Below are 18,146 nucleotides of genomic sequence, written 5' to 3' on the forward strand. Positions count from 1 at the left end.
CCCCGGCTCGCCTACCCAGGCGCGACGCCGGGCAGCGTCTCGCTTTCCAGGATCTTTTTCACGGCGGCCAGAAAGCGCCGCGCCAGCAAGGGCGGCGCGCTCAGGTTGGAATGCGTCGCCCAGATTTCCACGCTGGCCTCGGGCTCGATCGGGCGAAGCGCCATGTGGGCGGCCTGGTCCGGCGTGACGCACCACGCATCGACCAGCGCCGGTCCCAGCCCCTGTTGCACGAACGAACAGGCGGTCACCGGCGAATGCACCTCGACCGCCGCCGCGCAGCGCGGGCCGTCTCCAAAAAATGGCTGCAGCGCGCGACCCAACGGCGTGTCGCGCGGATAGCCGATCCACGCCGCCGACGAAAAGTCTTCCGGCAGCACCACCTCATGACTGGCCAGCGGATGCCCGGGCGGCAGCACGCAGACCACCGGCACGCGCGCCAGCCGCACGGACGTCAGGTTGGGATGATCCGGCGGCTGCATGGAAATGCCGATGTCCGCCTGCCCCGACAGGAAATACGCCGCCAGTTCGTCGAAAGTCACGCTGCGGTAATCCACGCGGGCGCCTGCATTGCGGCCGCGAAACCGCTCCAGCGCCATCGGGATCAGCCGCTGCCCGAAACTGGCGCTGGCCACGATCTTCAGCATCCCCGCGCCCGACTGGCCGAGGCTGGCGGCCAGGTCATTCACCCGCTGAATGCCGCCATACACCTGCTCGACCTCGGCATACAGGCGCCGGGCTTCGGCGGAGGGCGACAGCCGGCTCTTGACCCGCTCGAACAACCGGTAGCCCAGGCGGCTTTCCGTCAGCGCCAGCACCCGGCTCACCGCCGGCTGCGACACATGCAGCATGCGCCCCGCCCCGCTGATCGAACCGGCCATCATGATCGCCCGGAATACCTCGATCTGACGCAGGTTCAGTGGCCTTCCGGCGCTGGGGCCGACTTCGTCGGCATACGCATCCGCATCCATTTTTTTCCCCTTTTCCGATAACGGGGGATTATAGGTTTGAGACATTTTTCGATGACGCAGCGCCGCATGCCCAGGTGTAATCTGCCCGCTCCACAAAACAAAACCAGGGGAAATCCATCATGCGCAGCACGCTCCTTCGCAGTCTTTCCATGGCGGCGCTCAACGTCGCCTTCATCGGCGCCGCCTCGGCCGCCGGCTATCCCGACAAGCCCATCACCTTCGTGGTTCCGTCCGCCGCCGGCGGATCGCCGGACGTGCTGTCGCGCCTGATCACGACCCAGATGGCCCGCGACACCGGCGCCACGATGGTCGTCGAGAACCGCCCCGGCGCGGCCGGCAACATCGGCATCGCGCTCATCAAGCGCGCCGCCCCGGACGGCTATACCGTCGGCTACGGCAACATCAACACGCTGGCGGTCAACCGCTCGCTCTTCAAGCGCCTGCCGTACGACGTGGACAAGGACCTGACGCCGGTCGCGCACATGTTCGACCTCTACAACGCGCTGATCGTGCCGGCCGAATCGCCCATCAAGAGCGTGCAGGACCTGATCGACCGCGCCCGCAACGAGCCGGGCCGCCTGTCGTACGGCGCCTCGGGCGTGGGCACCACGGGCCACATGGGCGGCGAGCTGTTCAAAAGCATGGCCAAGCTGGACGTGATGTTCATCCCCTATAACGGCGGCCCCGCAGCCATCCAGGATCTGCTTGGCGGCCGCCTGGACTACCTGTTCGTCAACACCTCGGAAGCCGCACCGCTCGTCAAGAGCGGCAAGGTCCGCGCCATCGGCGTCAGCAGCCTGAAGCGCCTGTCGCTGATGCCCGACGTGCCGACGCTGGACGAATCCGGCCTGAAGGGTTACGAGACGGTCGCCTGGGGTGGCGTCGTGGCGCCCAAGGGCACGCCCGATGACGTGGTCGCCACGCTGAACGCCGCCATCCAGAAGGCGCTGCAGGCGCCGGAAGTGCGCCAGGGCCTGGCCACGCTGGGCGCCGAACCGGCATCCGGCTCGCCCGCCGAGTTCAAGCAGCTGATCGATCGCGAAACCGCCAAGTGGCAGCAGATCATCGACAACGCCGGCATCGAAAAACTCGACTGAGCATTCTCCATGACGGCAGACACCTTGCAGGCTGACTTCATCGTCGCGGGCGCCACGCTCATCGACGGATCGGGCGGGCCCGCCACCGGCGGCGACCTGGCCGTGCGCGGCGGGCGCATTGCGGCAGTGGGCCGCTTTGCCCACCCCGCCGGCGCGCCGGTCATCGATGGCCGGGGCCTGGTCCTGGCGCCGGGCTTCATCGACTCGCACACCCACGATGACGGGTATCTGCTGGCGCATCCCGACATGCTGCCCAAGGTGTCGCAAGGCATCACGACCGTCGTCACCGGCAACTGCGGGATCAGCCTGGCGCCGCTGGCCCGCACGCAGATCCCGCAGCCGCTGGACCTGCTGGGGCCGCCGTCGCTCTTTCGCTTTGGCACCTTCCGGTCATGGATGGACGCGCTGCGCGACACGCCCGCCGCGGTCAACGTGATTCCGCTGGTGGGTCACACCACCTTGCGCGTCGCCGTCATGGACGACACGTCGCGCGCGGCCAATAGCGCCGAGCGGGCCGCCATGCGCGGACTCATGCAGGAAGCGCTGGACGCCGGCGCATTCGGCGTGTCCACCGGCACCTTCTATCCGCCGGCCAGCGCCGCGCCCACGGACGAGATCGTCGACGTGTGCCAGCCGCTGCGCGGCCGCGCCGGCATCTATGCCACCCACCTGCGCGACGAGGCCGATCACATCGTGCCGGCCATCGAAGAGGCGCTGCACATCGGACGCGAAATCGATTGCCGCGTCGTCTTCTCGCACCACAAGCTGGCGGGCGAACGCAACCACGGGCGCACCCGCGAAACGCTGGACCTCATCAGCCGCGCCGCGGCCTCGCAGCCCGTCTGCCTGGACTGCCACCCCTACCCCGCCACCTCCACCATGTTGCGGCTCGATCGCGCGCGACTTGCCAGCCGGACGATGATTACCTGGTCCAAGGGCTACCCCGAGGCGACGGGCCGCGACTTCAGCGAGGTGATGGCCGAACTGGGCCTGGACGACGAGGCCGCCGTGGCCCGCCTGGCCCCAGCCGGCGCCATCTACTTCCTGATGGATCCCGCCGACGTCAACCGCATCTTTGCCCATCCGCTGACCATGGTCGGCTCGGACGGGTTGCCTTTTGACCCCCATCCGCACCCCCGCCAATGGGGCACCTTCACCAACGTCCTGCGCACGATGGTGCGCGAGCAGAACCTGTTGTCCCTGGAATCGGCCATCCACAAGATGACGGGGTTGGCCGCCGACCAGTACGGCGTGGCCGGGCGCGGCCTGCTACGGGAGGGGTATCATGCTGACCTGGTGCTGTTCGATCCCGCCACCGTCACCGACGTGGCCACTTTTTCAGCGCCCATTCAGGCAAGCCGGGGCATCCACGCCGTGTGGGTCAACGGCAGGCAGGTCTGGGACGGGGAACGGACGGGCGCCGAACGCCCGGGCCAGGTCCTGTCGCCCGGTCAAGCATGAGCACGGAGTACATAAAGTGAAGACGTTTTCCCAGGGCTGCTACCTGGGTGTTTTGGGCGGAATGGGGCCCATGGCCGGCGCGGCCTTTGCCCTCCGCCTGGCGGCGCTGACGCCTGCCACGGTTGACCAGCAACACATCCCCACCCTGCTGCGCAACGATCCGCGCATTCCCGACCGATCCAGCGCCTACATGGCCGGCGGCGAAAACCCGCTGCCCCACATGGTCGACGGCGTGCGCTTCCTTGAACAGGCCGGCGCCCAGCTCATTGCCATCCCGTGCAACACCGCCCACCTGTGGTTCGACGAGATCGCCGCGTCCACCGGCCTGCCGGTCCTGCACATCATCGAAGCGGTCATCGAAGACCTGCGCCGTCTGGGCCTGCCCCGCGGCCGCATCGGCCTGATGGGCACCGCCGCCACGCTAAAGCTTGGCCTGTACCAGCGGCACCTCGAAGCCCAGGGCTACGAGTGCATCGTGCCTGACGACGACGAAGTCGAACGCTTCTGCATGGGCTCGATCCGCGCGGTCAAGGGCAACCAGCTCGAAGACGCCTTCGCCCCCGCCGCCGAGTGCATCGCCCGCCTGAAGGCGCGCGGCGCCGACGCCGTCGTCCTGGGCTGCACGGAACTGCCCCTGGCGGTGCCGCACGCCCTGCGCCCCAGCCTGGGCGTGACCCTCACGGACTCCATCGACGCCCTCGCGCGCGCCGCCATTGCCCACTACCAGGCCGACCAGCCCGCGGAACGGATCGCCGCGTAAGGGCAGCAAAAAAAAGGCGCATCTTTCGATGCGCCCACTTCCTTCGCGGGGAAGAGGTCAACCGCCCAGGTAAGCCTTGCGGACCTGATCGTTGACCAGCAGATTGGCGCCGGTGTCCTGCAGGACCACGCGGCCGTTTTCCAGCACGTAGCCGCGGTCCGCCACGCCCAGCGCCTTGTTCGCGTTCTGCTCGACCAGGAACACGGTCACGCCCTGCTCCCGGATCTCGCGGATGATGTCGAAGATCTGGGCGATCACCAGCGGGGCCAGGCCCAGCGTCGGTTCGTCCAGCAACAGCAGGCGCGGCCGGGTCATCAGCGCGCGGCCGATGGCCAGCATCTGCTGCTCGCCGCCCGACATCAGGCCGGCGCGCTGGCTGGCGCGCTCTTTCAAGCGCGGGAACAAGCCGTAGACGTGGTCGATGCCCGCCTCGATCTCGTCGCGCTTGGAAAAGAAGCCGCCCATCATCAGGTTCTCGGCGACCGTCAGGTCCTTGAACACGCGACGGCCCTCAGGCGAAATGGCGATGCCACTGCGCATGATGTGGTGCGTGTCCTTGTTCGTGATGTCTTCGCCTTCGAACGTGATCTTGCCTTCGCGCGCACGCGGATTGCCGCAGACCGTCATCAGCAGCGTCGTCTTGCCTGCGCCGTTGGCGCCGATCAGCGTGACGATCTCGCCCTGGTTCACTTCGACCGACACGCCGTTCAATGCCTGGATGGCGCCGTAGAAAGTGTGTATGTTTTCCAGCTTGAGCATCATTCCTCCCCCAGATACGCCTTGATGACGCGCTCGTCGTTGCGCACCTGATCGGGGGTGCCGGTCGTGATGGGCTTGCCGTGTTCCATGACCAGAATCCGGTCCGAAATGCCCATGATGAGGCTCATGTCGTGCTCGATCAGCAGCACCGCGACGCCGAATTCGCGCCGCAGCTGGTCGATGAGCGATTGCAGGTCGCGCTTTTCCTGCGGATTCAGACCCGCCGCGGGTTCGTCCAGCATCAGGAGGCGCGGCTTGGTGATCATGCAACGCGCGATCTCCAGGCGCCGCTGGTGGCCGTAGGCCAGATTGCCGGCTTCGCGGTTGGCGAATTCTCGCAAGCCCATGAAGTCCAGCCACTGCGCCGCGCGGGACAGAGCCTCGGATTCGGACTGGCGATAGCCCTTAGTCTTGAGCAGGCCCGGCAACAGGCGCGATTCGACCTGCGTGTGCTGCGCAACCAGCAGGTTTTCCAGCACCGTGAGCTGCTTGAACAGGCGCACGTTCTGGAACGTGCGCACCAGGCCGTGGCGCGCCACCTTGTGGCTGGCAAGACCCGTGATGGGCTTGCCGTCCATGATGATCTCGCCGGCGGTGGGCGCGTAGAACCCGCCCACGCAGTTGAAGACCGTGGTCTTGCCGGCGCCGTTCGGGCCGATGATGGCAAAGACCTCGTCGGTCATGACCTCGAAACCCACGCTATCGACGGCCAGGAGGCCGCCGAACCGCATGGTCAGGCCGGATACTTTCAGCAATGCCTCGCTCATTTAGCCAGCTCCACGTGGGGACGCTTCATGGGCAACAACCCCTGCGGACGCCACATCATCATCAACACCATCACCAGACCGAACATCAGCATCCGGTATTCGGCGAACTCGCGCGCCAGCTCGGGCAGCACGGTCAGCAGGATGGCAGCGAGGATCACGCCTACCTGAGAACCCATGCCGCCCAGCACCACGATCGCCAGGATCAGCGCGGATTCGATGAACGTGAAGGACTCCGGATTCACCATGCCCTGGCGCGCCGCGAAGAACGCGCCGCCAAAGCCGGCAAACATGGCGCCCAGCGTGAACGCGGACAGCTTGATGCGCGTGGGGTTCAGGCCCAGCGAACGGCAGGCGATCTCGTCCTCGCGCAGCGCCTCCCAGGCCCGCCCGACCGGCATGCGGATCAGGCGCGTGGACACGAACAGCGTCACCAGCGCCAGCAGCAGCGCCATCATGTACAGATAGATAACCATGTCCTGGTTCTGGAACGTCAGCCCGAAGAAGTCGTGGAATGTCGTCCCACCCTCGGTGCTGGGGCGGCGCGTCATTTCCAGGCCAAAGAACGTGGGCTTCGGGATACCGGAAATCCCGTCCGGACCGCCGGTCATCTTGTTCAGGTTGATCAGCAGCAGACGGATGATTTCACCGAAACCCAGCGTCACGATGGCCAGGTAGTCGCCGCGCAGCCGCAATACTGGAAAGCCCAGCACAAAGCCGAACAGCGCGGACATGGCGCCGGCGAACGGCAGCGCTTCCCAGAAGCTCCAGCCGCCCCAGTGGTAGAGCAGCGCGTAGGTGTAGGCGCCCACCGCGTAAAAGCCCACGAAGCCCAAGTCCAGCAGCCCCGCAAAGCCAACCACGATGTTCAGGCCCAGGCCCAGCATGACGTAGATCAGCACCAGCGTGGCGATGTCCACGGAACTGCGTCCCGCGAAGAACGGCCAGATCACCGCGATGGCCAGCAGCAGGATCATCAGCGGCTTGTGGTTCCTGGCCGGCGCCGAGGACAGCGTCGGCAGACCGGTCTTGAGCTTTTTGAACGGAATGGCCAGCCAGGGCCGCAGCAGCTGGAAGACGAACACCACGGCGGCGGCCAGCGCCACCAGCGACCAGTTCGACTCCATCGACGTGCGCGCACCCTGGCGGATGAGCTGCAGGCCAAAGACCGGGGTGACGATGACCGCCGTCAGCACGGCCGCCATCGTGGCGTTTTTGAGATTGTTGGTCGACATCAGACTTTTTCCACCTCAGGTTTGCCCAGCAGCCCGGTGGGACGGAATAGCAGAATCAGGACCAGCAGCGAGAACGCCACGATGTCCTTGTACTGCGACGAGATGTACGCGGCCGCGAAGGTCTCGGCCAGGCCCAGCAGCACACCGCCCAGCATCGCGCCAGGAATGCTGCCGATACCGCCCAGCACCGCCGCCGTGAAGGCCTTGATGCCCGCCAGAAAGCCGATGAAGGGATTGAGCTTGCCGATGGTGATGGCGATCAGCACGCCGCCCACCGCCGCCAGGATCGCACCCATCACGAACGTGAACGAGATCACGCGGTTGGTGTCGATGCCCAGCAGATTGGCCATGTGCATGTCCTGCGAGCAGGCGCGCGAGGCACGGCCCATGCGGGAGTACTTGATGAATAGCGTCAGCCCGATCATCAGCACCACGGTGACCACGATGATCATGATGCGCGAATACGGCACCGTCACGTCGAAGTCCGATCCCATGTGGAACTGCACGGCGCCGGATACCAGCGAAGGCACGGCCATGTCGCGCGCACCCTGCCCCAGAGCCACCCAGTTCTGCAGAAAGATCGACATCCCGATGGCGGAGATCAGCGCCACCAGCCGGGGGCTGCCGCGCACCGGACGATACGCCACGCGCTCGACCGAAAAGCCGTAGATGCCGGTGACCGTGATGGCCACGAGCAGCATGGCCGCAATGATGAACGGGGTCGGCAATCCGCTATTGGTGCCGATGGCCGTCAAGGTGACCAGGCCCACATAGGCGCCGATCATATAGATTTCGCCGTGGGCGAAGTTGATCATACCGATGATGCCGTAGACCATTGTGTAGCCGATGGCGATCAACGCATAGATCGCTCCCAGGGACAATCCGTTGAAGAATTGCTGGGTCAGTTGGGGTATGAGATCAGACATGATTCTATTGCTCCAAACGGTTCCGGCCCCGGTAGAGAGACCCGGAGCCGGAAACCTGGGCGTATTTTATAAGGGCCTGTCGTCGCCGCCTTGCCGGCCGCACAGCGCTTTTGGCGCATCGCTACGCGGATTTCGGCAAGACGGAGACGGCAGGCCCTACACGCCGGCAACACGCCGGCGGGATCGCGAGTTTACAGCTGGGTCTTCTTTCCGTCCTTGTCCCATTTATAGACAGCGAACTCGAAGTCCTTCAGATCGCCCTTGGCATCGTATTCAACTTTGCCGATGCCGGTATTGAAGGTGGTCTTGTGCATGTAGTCGGCAACCTTGGCGGGATCTTCGCCGACGGCGTTGATGCTGTCGGCCAGGATCTGGACCGCGGCGTAGGCCGGCATCTGGAAGGCGCCGTCCGGATCGCGCTTGGCGTCCTTGAAGGCCTTGACGATGCTTTCGTTGCCCGGCAGCTTGGTGAAGTCAGCGGGCAGCGTCACGAGCAGGCCTTCGATGGCCGGACCGGCGATTGCCACCAGGTCCTGGTTGGCCGTGCCTTCCGGACCCATGAACTGGACCTTCAGGCCCTGTTCACGCGACTGGCGCAGCAACAGGCCGAGCTCGGGGTGGTAGCCGCCGAAGTACACCAGATCGACACCAGCCGACTTGAGCTTGGTGATGATGGCCGAGTAGTCGCTGTCGCCGACGTTGATGCCTTCGAACAGCGCGACGTTGACGTTCTGCTTGGCCAGGGCGTCCTTGACCTGCGTGGCCACGCCCGAACCGTAGGTCTGCTTGTCATGCAGCACGGCGACCTTCTGGGGCTTGAGCGTCTTGGCGATGTAGCTGGCGGCGTACGGACCTTGCTGGTCGTCGCGGCCGATCGTGCGGAAGAAGAAATGCGGCTTGATGGTGTCGGTGACCAGGGGCGACGTGGCGCCCGGGGTGATGCCGACAATGCCCTCTTCCTCGTAGACCTTCACGGCGGCAACCGTGACGCCCGAGCACGCATGGGCCACGGCGAACTTGGCGCCGGAGTTGACCACGCGGTTGGCGGCAGGCACGGCCTGCTTGGGTTCGCAGCCGTCGTCGATCAGGATGGGTTCGAGCTTCTTGCCCTTGACGCCGCCCTTGGCATTGATGGTTTCGATGGCGGTCAGCGCGCCGGCCTGGATCTGGTCGCCGTATTGCGTGTTGGGACCGGTCATGGGCTGGGGAATGCCGATCTTGATCGTGTCGGCGGCGTGCGCGGCGCCAGCCAAGGCAAGTGCCCCAAGCGCCATGGCTACCGGGGTAAGGCGATTCAGAAACTTCATGCGGAGTTCTCCAGCGAGGTTTTGAGCGGCTCTGTCCAACACGGTTTATCGGGAGAGTACCCCTTTGTCCGCATTGCCCGTCGCCGGCTTCTTGGGCAAAAACACGGTGTGGCCGGTATTCTGAAAGCAAGCCGTCATACTGTCACTGCGTGTAATCCCCAATATTTCATGCGCGGCATTTAATCGTGACGCATAGGCCGCGTAAAGGCGTGAAATCAATGAAGAAATCGCAATTCCGGCCGCAAAGTTGGCTGGCGTTTCGCTGGGATTTATGCTTGCCGATTTATATGAAAAATCATTAATACGGCGTTTAATCGCATATTTAAATACAGTCCTTACGCAGGACTTACTAAAACCCCTTCAATTAATGCTCGCCGCCATTAATAAAACCGCGCGTCCTGCGCTGCAGGCAGCGAGGAACGCGCGGCTTCAAGGGCAAAAACGGGGGGGAATCAGGCGTTCGCGGGTCTTGCCAGATTCCACATCAATGCCCGGAACGGCGCCAGCATGCTGATATTGACGACCAGCTTGATGGCCAGGTCGCCCAGCATCCACGTTACCCAGGGCGCGCCGGTGGCCGCGAAAGCCACGCTGAAGAACACGGCCGTATCCAGGATGGCGCCCAGCACGCCCGACGCCAGCGGCGCGCGCCACCAACGCTGGTCGCGCAGGCGGTCGAACACCTGGATGTCCACGAGCTGCGCACATATATAGGCCAATCCCGACGCCAGCGCGATGCGGGGCGACGCCACCCACACCGACACCGCGAGCGCGGCGGCAAAGCCGAACCACACCACACGCCGGGCCGCGGCGGGACCAAAGCGGCGGTTCAGGACGTCGGTGACAAGGAACGCCACCGGGTAGGACAGCCCGCCCCACGTGAGCCAATCGTTAAGCGGCACCTGCACCAGGATGTTGGAGCCAACCACCACGGCCAGCATGCACAGCACCGAGATGCCGAACTGCAGGCGGGTCATGACGGGAAAGCGCGCGGCGGTCGTGGTCATCGCGCGCACTCCGGCGCCAACCGTGGCTGACGGCGACCGCCCGCCGAACGGCCGTTCACGGCCCCTTCTTGCCCACATTGACGTGTCCTGGCCACAACACCTGGCATGTTCCGAGTCGCGGCCGCGAACACGCCACGCGCGATGCGCGCGGACCGTTCGGCAAAGGCGCGCGCGAAGCGCGTCCCGCATGGTCGCGGCGCCCGCGCATCCTGGTTAATGTCAATGACATGAACGCCCCTGGCGGCGCATACTCTCTGCGGGCCTGCCGCGAGGCCCGCGCGGCCGTCCCGCAGCCATCGCCAATGAACGCAATCGAAAGTTCGTTTTCCATAGGCGGCGATTGTAAACGGTCGGCTCCCTGCACAAGGAATCGCAAAATGTTCGTTCGCGCCTAAAACGCGCAATTTGACAGGCGTTTGTAGGGATGTGAAAGTCACGGTTTTGTCACAAACAATTCATAAGGTGTCGTGTTTCATGCGGCCGGACAACCCGTTCGCAACACGCCCAACTGGAGAACCCTTTATGCGATCCCATCGTATTGCACTGACCTTTGCCGCCATCATGACGGCTTTCGCCGGCGCTTCCGCGCAAGCAGCCACCGAGATCCAGTTCTGGCATTCGATGGAAGGCGCTTTGGGCGACCGCGTCAATGGCCTGGTCGACGAATTCAACAAGAAGAACCCCGACTACCAGGTCAAGGCCATCTACAAGGGCAACTACGGTGAATCCATGAACGCCGGCATCGCCGCGTTCCGCGCCGGCAACGCCCCGGACATCCTGCAGGTCTTTGAAGTCGGCACCGCCACCATGATGTACGCCAAGGGCGCCATCAAGCCGGTGCAGCAGATGTCCGAAGAAGCCGGCAACCCGATCGATCCCAAGGAATTCATCGGCGCCGTGGCCGGCTATTACTCGTCGGCCGACGGCAAGCTGGTGTCGATGCCGTTCAACAGCTCGACCGTCGTCTTCTACTACAACAAGGACGCCTTCAAGAAGGCTGGCCTGGACGCCGACAATCCCCCCAAGACCTGGGAAGAACTGGCCGCCGCCGGCCAGAAGCTGAAGGCCGCTGGCCAGGAATGCGGCTACACCACGTCGTGGCCGTCCTGGACCCAGCTCGAGACCTTCTCGGCCTGGCATAACGTGCCGTACGCCACCAAGGACAACGGCTTCGGCGGCCTGGATGCACGCATCGCCATCAACACCCCGTTGCACGTGCGTCACCTCGAGAACCTCGCCAAGCTCGGCAAGGAAGGCATCTTCATGTACGGCGGCCGCGGCGACGAGCCCAACTCGCTGTTCATCAGCGGCAAGTGCGCCATGATCACCGGTTCGTCCGGCCTGCGCGCCAACATCGCCAAGAACGCCAAGTTCGAGTTCGGCACCTCCACCCTGCCTTACTACGCCGACGTGAAAGGCGCGCCGCAGAACACCATCATCGGCGGCGCCTCGCTGTGGGTCTTCGCCAACAAGAAGCCCGAAACCTACAAGGGCGTGACCGCGTTCTTCAAGTTCCTGGCCAGCCCCGAAATCGCCGCCCGCTGGCACCAGCAGACCGGCTACGTGCCCGTCACCAAGGCCGCGTACGAGCTGACCAAGAAGGAAGGCTTCTACGACAAGAACCCGGGCACCGAAGTGGGCGTCAAGCAATTGAACGTCGAAACCACCGCCCAATCGCGCGGTCTGCGCCTGGGCTTCCTGCCCCAGATCCGCGAGATCGAGGACGCTGAAATCGAACGCATCGTCTCGGGCAAGGTTGCCCCCAAGGACGGCGCCGAGAACATCGTCAAGCGCGGCAACGAGCTGCTGGAAAAGTTCGAGAAGAGTGTAAAGTAACGCCCTTTCGCGCGGCTTGACCGCCGCCTTGTCAATCGGCATTTTCCATGCCGTGACAAGGACCCTGTTGCGACAAGGACAAACGAGGCTTAAAGCCCTGGTTTTTAAGGGGCTTTAAGCCTATCGTGTTTTTATGAGTGCCGGTGCTTTCGGGCTCCGGGCGCCACGCGCGGCATGCGTGCTGGCGGTTTCAGGCGGCGGTTATTTCAACCGCCGCTTTTCTGTACCTTGGGTTCCCCCTATGGAAAAACGCGTTGTATTCGGGCACAAGACCTTGCCCTATCTGCTGCTCCTGCCGCAGCTGATCATTACCGTGGTGTTCTTCTTCCTGCCCGCCGGACAAGCCATGTGGCAGTCCATGCGCCTTGAAGATCCCTTCGGTCTGTCCTCGCAATTCGTCGGCCTGGACAACTTCATGGACCTGTTCTCGCAACAGGCCTACCTGGATTCGTTCCGCGTCACCGCCGTGTTCTCGGTGCTGGTGGCCGGCGTGGGCCTTGGCGTGTCGCTGGTGCTGGCGGTGATGGCCGATCGCGTGATCCGCGGCGCCGGGCTCTACAAGACCCTGCTCATCTGGCCGTATGCCGTGGCGCCCGCCGTCGTCGGCGTGCTGTGGCTGTTCCTGTTTTCGCCTTCCGTCGGCATCCTGGCCGTGGCCCTGCGCAAGTCGGGCGTGGACTGGAACCCGCGCCTTGACGGCAACCAGGCCATGGTCCTGGTGATCGTCGCCGCGGTCTGGAAGCAGGTGTCGTACAACTTCCTGTTCTTCCTGGCCGGCCTGCAATCGATCCCGCGCTCGCTGATCGAAGCCGCCGCCATCGACGGCGCCAGCCCCGCGCGCCGCTTCTGGACCATCGTCTTCCCGCTGCTGTCGCCCACCACGTTCTTCCTGCTGGTGGTCAACATCATCTATGCATTCTTCGACACCTTCGCCGTGATCGACACGACGACGCAGGGCGGGCCCGGCACGTCGACCTCGATCCTGGTCTACAAGGTGTACAGCGACGGCTTCCGCGGCCTGGACCTCGGTTCGTCCGCCGCCCAGTCCGTCGTCCTGATGTTCATTGTGATTGCCTTGACGGTCGTGCAGTTCCGCTACGTCGACCGCAAAGTGCAGTATTGATTTTGTTCGAGGCTGATAACAATGGTTGAACGCCGTCCCTGGCTGGATATTCTGGCCCACGTCATTCTGCTCTGCGGCGTGGCGATGGTGGCATTTCCGCTCTACGTCACTTTCGTCGCGTCCACCCAGACCGCGCAGGAAGTCGCTCAGGCGCCGATGTCCCTGATTCCCGGTCCGCACTTCGTGGACAACTACATGAAGGCCCTCTTCGGCGGCTCGTCGGGCGGGTCGTCCGGCGCGCCCGTCGGCCGCATGATGTACGTGAGCCTGATCATGGCGCTGGCAATCTCGATCGGCAAGATCGCGATCTCGCTGCTGTCGGCATTCGCGGTCGTGTACTTCCGCTTCCCCGGCCGCATGTTCTTTTTCTGGATGATCTTCGTCACGCTCATGCTGCCGGTCGAAGTCCGCATCGCGCCCACCTACAAGGTCGTGGCCGATCTGGGCCTGCTCAACAGCTATGCGGGCCTGACCTTGCCGCTGATCGCGTCGGCCACGGCAACGTTCCTGTTCCGCCAGTTCTTCCTGACGGTGCCGGACGAGCTCATCGAGGCTGCCCGGATCGACGGCGCGGGGCCCGTGCGGTTTTTCCGCGACGTGCTGCTGCCCCTGTCCAAGACCAGCATCGCCGCACTGTTCGTGATCCAGTTCATCTACGGCTGGAACCAATACCTGTGGCCGCTGCTGGTCACCACGCAGGAAGACATGTATCCCGTCGTCATCGGCATCAAGCGGATGATCAGCGGCGGCGACAGCGTGACCGAATGGAACATCACCATGGCCACCGCCATGCTCGCGATGATCCCGCCGGCGCTGGTCGTCATCCTGATGCAGAAATGGTTCGTCAAGGGTCTGGTCGACACTGAGAAGTAACGCCGCCCCACCCGCGCCCACCCGAACACGACTCTGAACACGAATAACTCATGGCTACTCTCAGCTTCCGCAACGTCAAGAAAACCTACGCCGGCAACGTGCCGGTCATCCATGGCATCGACATGGATGTCAAAGACGGCGAATTCATCGTCATCGTCGGCCCCTCGGGCTGCGGCAAGTCCACGCTGATGCGCATGGTCGCCGGCCTGGAAACCGTGACCAGCGGCGACATCGTCATTGACGACAAGGTCGTCAACACGCTGGAACCCGCCGAGCGCGACATCGCGATGGTGTTCCAGAACTACGCGCTCTACCCGCACATGACCGTGTTCGAGAACATGGCCTACGGCTTGAAGATCCGCAAGTTCTCCAAGGACGAAATCAAGAAGCGCGTCGACGCCGCCGCGCAGATCCTGGAACTGGGGCACCTCTTGGACCGCCGTCCGCGCGCCCTCTCGGGCGGCCAGCGCCAGCGCGTGGCCATGGGCCGCGCCATCGTGCGCGAACCCAAGGTGTTCCTGTTCGACGAGCCGCTGTCCAACCTGGACGCCAAGCTGCGCGTGGCGATGCGCCTTGAGATCATGAAGCTGCACCGCCGCCTGGGCACCACCAGCCTGTACGTGACGCACGATCAGGTCGAGGCCATGACGCTGGCGCACCGCATGATCGTCATGTATCAGGGCGTGCCCGAGCAGATCGGCACCCCGATGGAAGTCTTCGAGAAGCCCGCTTCGACGTTCGTGGCCGGCTTCATCGGCTCGCCGCCCATGAACCTCATGGAAGTCCAGGTGTCCGGCGACGGCACCGTGCAGACCGCCGACGGCAACCAGCTCGAGATCTCGCCGCTGCAGGTGCCTTCGCAGGTTCGCGGCCGCAAGGTCATCATGGGCATGCGCCCCGAGCACATGCTGCTGAACACGCAGGGCATTCCCGCCGAAGTCGAAATGGTCGAGACGCTGGGCTCGGAACAGCTCGTTCACTGCCGCTGCGGCAAGAGCACGCTGGTCGTGCGCTGCACGACGCGCCAGTTGTCCGAGTCGTCCGCCAAGGTCGGCATGCAGGTCAACGTGGGCCCGGACGGCCGCCACGCGCTGCACTGGTTCGAGGCTGACACCGGCCGCCGCGTCCAGGGCCTGTAAGCGGCGGGGCGTCTGCCCCTGCCCGTAAGGCGCAATAACAAACCGGGCCGCAAGCTGATCGCTTGCGGCCCGGTTCTTTTTTGCGGCGCCTGATGCGTGCAGCCTGATGCCCCACACGCGACACGTGCCGTTCGCGTGACAGCGGGCCGGTAGCGGCCCGCCGCACTGCGCTTTACTTGTAGACGGTCTTGGAGCCGTCTTTGTGCCAGGTGAACACGTCGAACTCAAAGTTCGTCAGGTCACCCTGCTTGTTCCACGACACCTTGCCGATCGGCGTATCGAAGGAATTGGCATGCAGGTACTTGGCGACCTTGGTCGGATCGTCGGAACCCGCGCCCTTGATGCCATCCGCGATGACTTGCGTGGCGGCGTACGCCGTCATCTGGAATGCGCCGCTGGGATTGCGCTTTTTCGCCTGGAACGCCTTGACGATGTCGGCGTTGGCCGCGTTCTGCGTGAAGTCGGCCGGCAGCGTCAGCAGCATGCCCTCGACGGCGTCGCCCGCGATGGCGTTGATGTCCGGGTTGCCCGTGCCTTCCGGACCCATCCACTTGGCCTTCACGCCCTGCTCGGCCGCTTGGCGCAGCAGCAGGCCCATTTCGGGGTGGTAGCCGCCGTAATAGACGAAGTCCACGCCCTGACTCTTGAGCTTGGTGATGACCGCCGAGTAGTCGCTATCGCCGGCGTTGATGCCTTCAAACACGGCGACGGTCACGCCGCCCTTTTCCAGGTCGTTCTTGACCGCGGTGGCGATGCCCTGGCCATACGACTGCTTGTCGTGCAGCACGGCGACCTTCTTGGGCTTGATCTTGTCCAGGATGAACTTGGCGGCGGCGGGGCCCTGCTGGTCGTCACGGCCGATGGTGCGGAAGATGAACTCGTAGTTCTTGCCGTCGGTCAGGGCCGGCGACGTGGCCGACGGGGTGACCATGACCACGCCTTCGTTGTTGTAGATGTCGGCGGCGGCAATGGTGGCGCCCGAGCACACGTGGCCCACGACGAACCCGATCTTGCTGTTGACGACCCGGTTGGCGGCGTTGGGACCCTGCTTGGGTTCGCAACCGTCGTCGATCACCACGGTTTCCAGCTTCTTGCCGTTGACGCCGCCGGCGGCGTTGATGCGCTCGACCGCGGTATCGACCCCTTCACGGACCATATCGCCATACTGCGTGACCGCACCGGTGGTGGGGCCGACGACGCCGATCTTGATGGTCTGCGCGTGCGCGGCCGCGCCAAACGTCAAACCAGCGGCGACGCCCAGGGCTGCGATGACCGGGGTCAGACGGAATACTGGCTTCATGAGTGGACTCCTCGAATGACTTGTAATCGTTGATCCATCAACGGGCTGACGGCCGGATAACGTAGATGTCATACCCGTTGGCGGGTGCATTTGCACGGCAAGCATACACTGAAATATCGCGGCTTTTGGCCGGGTTTGCGCAGGGTTTTCCGCGGTTTTGTGATGCACTGCGGCATGCTGCGGGGCACCTCGGCTTATTCCAAACGCCGTATATGCAAAAGACCATTAATTCGTTTGAGTTACTAGTGCGCGGCGGCATCATGTGCCGCATGAGACTCCAACCGATAATCGTCCCGGGCTGGAAAAACTCCGGTCCCGATCACTGGCAATCCCGGTGGCAGGCCCTGTTGCCAAACGCCCGGCGGATCGAGCAGCACGACTGGGAAAACCCCTGCGCGGCCGATTGGATATCCCGTCTGACGGCCGAGGTGGACGAAGCCCGCAGTCCGGTCCTGCTCGTGGCCCACAGCCTTGGCTGCGTGATCAGCGCTTCGCTGCCGGTGCCGCTGCGCGCCAAGGTCGCCGGCGCGATGCTGGTTGCCCCCGCCGACGTCGAACGCCCGGACACCCCGGCCTGCCTGCGCGGCTTCGCGCCCATCGCGCGCCAGCCGCTTTCCTTTCAAAGCGTGGTCGTGGCCAGCGACAACGACCCCTATTGCACGCTGGAACGCGCGCATGCGTTCGCCGCGGACTGGGGCAGCCGCGTCGTCGTGCTGGCTGGCGCGGGCCATATCAATGCCGAAAGCGGGCTCGCCGACTGGCCGCAGGGCCTGAAGCTGCTCGGGGCGCTTCGACGCCGGGCCTCATGGCGGATTCCCCCGCCGCCCAAGCGCATTCCGCCCGTGCCGCTGTACGACTTCTGACGCAAACCGCGTGAGCAAAAAAATGGCCGTCCGATCAGGGCGGCCAATATGTTGGCGCGTATCGCGCCGGCCGCCTCCCTGACGGGAAGACGGCCATCGGGTTACTGCAGCAGGCTGCGCAGCATCCACGCGTTCTTCTCATGCACGTCCAGACGCTGCGTCAACAGGTCGGCCGTGGGCTGGTCGTTGGCGGCGTCGGCCTTTTCAAAGGCGGCGCGCGCAGTCTTGGCGACCGATTCGTTGCCGTCGACCAGCAGGCGCACCATTTCCAGCGCGTCCGGCACCGAGTCCGGCTCGGCGATCGAGGACAGCTTGGCGTATTCGCGGTACGTGCCCGGCGCGTAGTGACCCAGCGCACGGATGCGCTCCGCGATGCTGTCCAGCGCGGTCCATTCTTCGGTGTACTGCGTCATGAACATCTGGTGCAGCGTGTTGAACATGGGCCCCGTGACGTTCCAGTGGAAGTTGTGCGTCATCAGGTACAGCGTGTACGAATCGGCCAGCAACTTGGACAGTTCACCGGCAACCGCGGCGCGGTCCTTGTCCGAAATACCGATGTTGATGCGCGGAACGCTCGAGGTCTTCTTGGTGGACTTGGCCATTGCTAGCTCCTATGGAAAAAGGCGGAAATAAGAATACCACTGCAAACACGACAGAACGGTTGTTGCGGCAGAGCCGTTCTCAATATGGCCTGCGACCGATTGACGCGGCGCGAAGACGTGCCGCGC

General features: G+C 64.3%; 17 protein-coding genes. 8 read left to right on the forward strand and 9 right to left on the reverse strand.

What is annotated here, in order from left to right; all coding sequences use genetic code 11:
* Nucleotides 1-11: 11 nt before the first annotated feature.
* A complete protein-coding gene (locus HV786_RS08220; RefSeq protein ID WP_128829261.1) occupies nucleotides 12-968 on the reverse strand; it encodes a LysR family transcriptional regulator in 957 nt (318 codons plus the stop codon).
* A 119-nt stretch (nucleotides 969-1,087) separates the two neighbouring features.
* Between HV786_RS08220 and HV786_RS08225 the strand changes: the two genes are divergently transcribed.
* From HV786_RS08225 to cuyB, 3 genes are read left to right on the forward strand one after another with little or no spacing between them, the layout of a single operon-like run.
* Nucleotides 1,088-2,065: a Bug family tripartite tricarboxylate transporter substrate binding protein gene (locus HV786_RS08225; protein ID WP_128829262.1), complete on the forward strand. Its 978-nt coding sequence runs from the start codon at nucleotides 1,088-1,090 to the stop codon at nucleotides 2,063-2,065.
* Between the two features lie 9 nt (nucleotides 2,066-2,074).
* Nucleotides 2,075-3,526 (forward strand): N-acyl-D-amino-acid deacylase family protein, encoded by a 1,452-nt coding sequence (locus HV786_RS08230; protein WP_175210516.1) that lies wholly within the window; start codon nucleotides 2,075-2,077, stop codon nucleotides 3,524-3,526.
* Between the two features lie 16 nt (nucleotides 3,527-3,542).
* Nucleotides 3,543-4,286, forward strand: a complete 744-nt coding sequence (gene cuyB / locus HV786_RS08235; RefSeq protein WP_128829263.1) for a cysteate racemase — start codon at nucleotides 3,543-3,545, stop codon at nucleotides 4,284-4,286.
* 57 nt (nucleotides 4,287-4,343) lie between these two features.
* On the opposite strand, the gene HV786_RS08240 is transcribed toward cuyB, so the two are convergent.
* The 6 genes from HV786_RS08240 to HV786_RS08265 form a co-directional block, all read right to left on the reverse strand.
* Nucleotides 4,344-5,045 (reverse strand): ABC transporter ATP-binding protein, encoded by a 702-nt coding sequence (locus HV786_RS08240; protein ID WP_128829264.1) that lies wholly within the window; start codon nucleotides 5,043-5,045, stop codon nucleotides 4,344-4,346.
* A complete protein-coding gene (gene livG, locus HV786_RS08245; RefSeq protein ID WP_062841126.1) occupies nucleotides 5,045-5,812 on the reverse strand; it encodes a high-affinity branched-chain amino acid ABC transporter ATP-binding protein LivG in 768 nt (255 codons plus the stop codon). The genes HV786_RS08240 and livG overlap by 1 nt, the downstream gene beginning before the upstream one ends.
* Nucleotides 5,809-7,044 (reverse strand): high-affinity branched-chain amino acid ABC transporter permease LivM, encoded by a 1,236-nt coding sequence (locus tag HV786_RS08250; RefSeq protein ID WP_175210518.1) that lies wholly within the window; start codon nucleotides 7,042-7,044, stop codon nucleotides 5,809-5,811. Before HV786_RS08250 ends, livG begins: the two co-directional genes overlap by 4 nt.
* Nucleotides 7,044-7,970 carry a high-affinity branched-chain amino acid ABC transporter permease LivH gene (livH, locus tag HV786_RS08255; RefSeq protein ID WP_056317577.1) on the reverse strand — a complete coding sequence of 309 codons (927 nt, stop codon included), beginning with the start codon at nucleotides 7,968-7,970 and terminating at the stop codon, nucleotides 7,044-7,046. The genes HV786_RS08250 and livH overlap by 1 nt, the downstream gene beginning before the upstream one ends.
* Before the next feature lie 191 nt (nucleotides 7,971-8,161).
* Nucleotides 8,162-9,277, reverse strand: a complete 1,116-nt coding sequence (locus HV786_RS08260) for a high-affinity branched-chain amino acid ABC transporter substrate-binding protein (protein ID WP_063954948.1) — start codon at nucleotides 9,275-9,277, stop codon at nucleotides 8,162-8,164.
* 452 nt (nucleotides 9,278-9,729) lie between these two features.
* Complete coding sequence (locus tag HV786_RS08265; protein WP_128829266.1) at nucleotides 9,730-10,284, reverse strand: queuosine precursor transporter; 555 nt, start codon at nucleotides 10,282-10,284, stop codon at nucleotides 9,730-9,732.
* 522 nt (nucleotides 10,285-10,806) lie between these two features.
* Between HV786_RS08265 and ugpB the strand changes: the two genes are divergently transcribed.
* The 4 genes from ugpB to HV786_RS08285 all read left to right on the forward strand — a co-directional run bounded on the left by ugpB (nucleotide 10,807) and on the right by HV786_RS08285 (nucleotide 15,255).
* Nucleotides 10,807-12,120 (forward strand): sn-glycerol-3-phosphate ABC transporter substrate-binding protein UgpB, encoded by a 1,314-nt coding sequence (ugpB, locus tag HV786_RS08270; RefSeq protein WP_128829267.1) that lies wholly within the window; start codon nucleotides 10,807-10,809, stop codon nucleotides 12,118-12,120.
* Between the two features lie 241 nt (nucleotides 12,121-12,361).
* Nucleotides 12,362-13,243 carry a sn-glycerol-3-phosphate ABC transporter permease UgpA gene (ugpA, locus tag HV786_RS08275; protein ID WP_056317567.1) on the forward strand — a complete coding sequence of 294 codons (882 nt, stop codon included), beginning with the start codon at nucleotides 12,362-12,364 and terminating at the stop codon, nucleotides 13,241-13,243.
* A 21-nt stretch (nucleotides 13,244-13,264) separates the two neighbouring features.
* The gene (gene ugpE, locus HV786_RS08280; RefSeq protein ID WP_056317563.1) at nucleotides 13,265-14,116 is read left to right on the forward strand and encodes a sn-glycerol-3-phosphate ABC transporter permease UgpE; all 852 of its coding nucleotides are present in this window, start codon (nucleotides 13,265-13,267) and stop codon (nucleotides 14,114-14,116) included.
* A gap of 50 nt (nucleotides 14,117-14,166) precedes the next feature.
* A complete protein-coding gene (locus HV786_RS08285; RefSeq protein ID WP_056317560.1) occupies nucleotides 14,167-15,255 on the forward strand; it encodes a sn-glycerol-3-phosphate import ATP-binding protein UgpC in 1,089 nt (362 codons plus the stop codon).
* A gap of 172 nt (nucleotides 15,256-15,427) precedes the next feature.
* Here HV786_RS08285 and HV786_RS08290 read toward each other — a convergent pair whose 3' ends face one another.
* A complete protein-coding gene (locus tag HV786_RS08290) occupies nucleotides 15,428-16,555 on the reverse strand; it encodes a branched-chain amino acid ABC transporter substrate-binding protein (RefSeq protein ID WP_056317555.1) in 1,128 nt (375 codons plus the stop codon).
* Between the two features lie 269 nt (nucleotides 16,556-16,824).
* On the opposite strand from HV786_RS08290, the gene HV786_RS08295 reads away from it, so the two are divergent.
* A complete protein-coding gene (locus HV786_RS08295) occupies nucleotides 16,825-17,418 on the forward strand; it encodes an RBBP9/YdeN family alpha/beta hydrolase (protein ID WP_175210520.1) in 594 nt (197 codons plus the stop codon).
* Nucleotides 17,419-17,519: 101 nt separating this feature from the next.
* On the opposite strand, the gene HV786_RS08300 is transcribed toward HV786_RS08295, so the two are convergent.
* Complete coding sequence (locus HV786_RS08300; protein ID WP_056317547.1) at nucleotides 17,520-18,020, reverse strand: Dps family protein; 501 nt, start codon at nucleotides 18,018-18,020, stop codon at nucleotides 17,520-17,522.
* Nucleotides 18,021-18,146: the final 126 nt, after the last annotated feature.

The organism is Achromobacter mucicolens (assembly GCF_902859725.1).
Taxonomy (GTDB): domain Bacteria; phylum Pseudomonadota; class Gammaproteobacteria; order Burkholderiales; family Burkholderiaceae_B; genus Achromobacter; species Achromobacter mucicolens.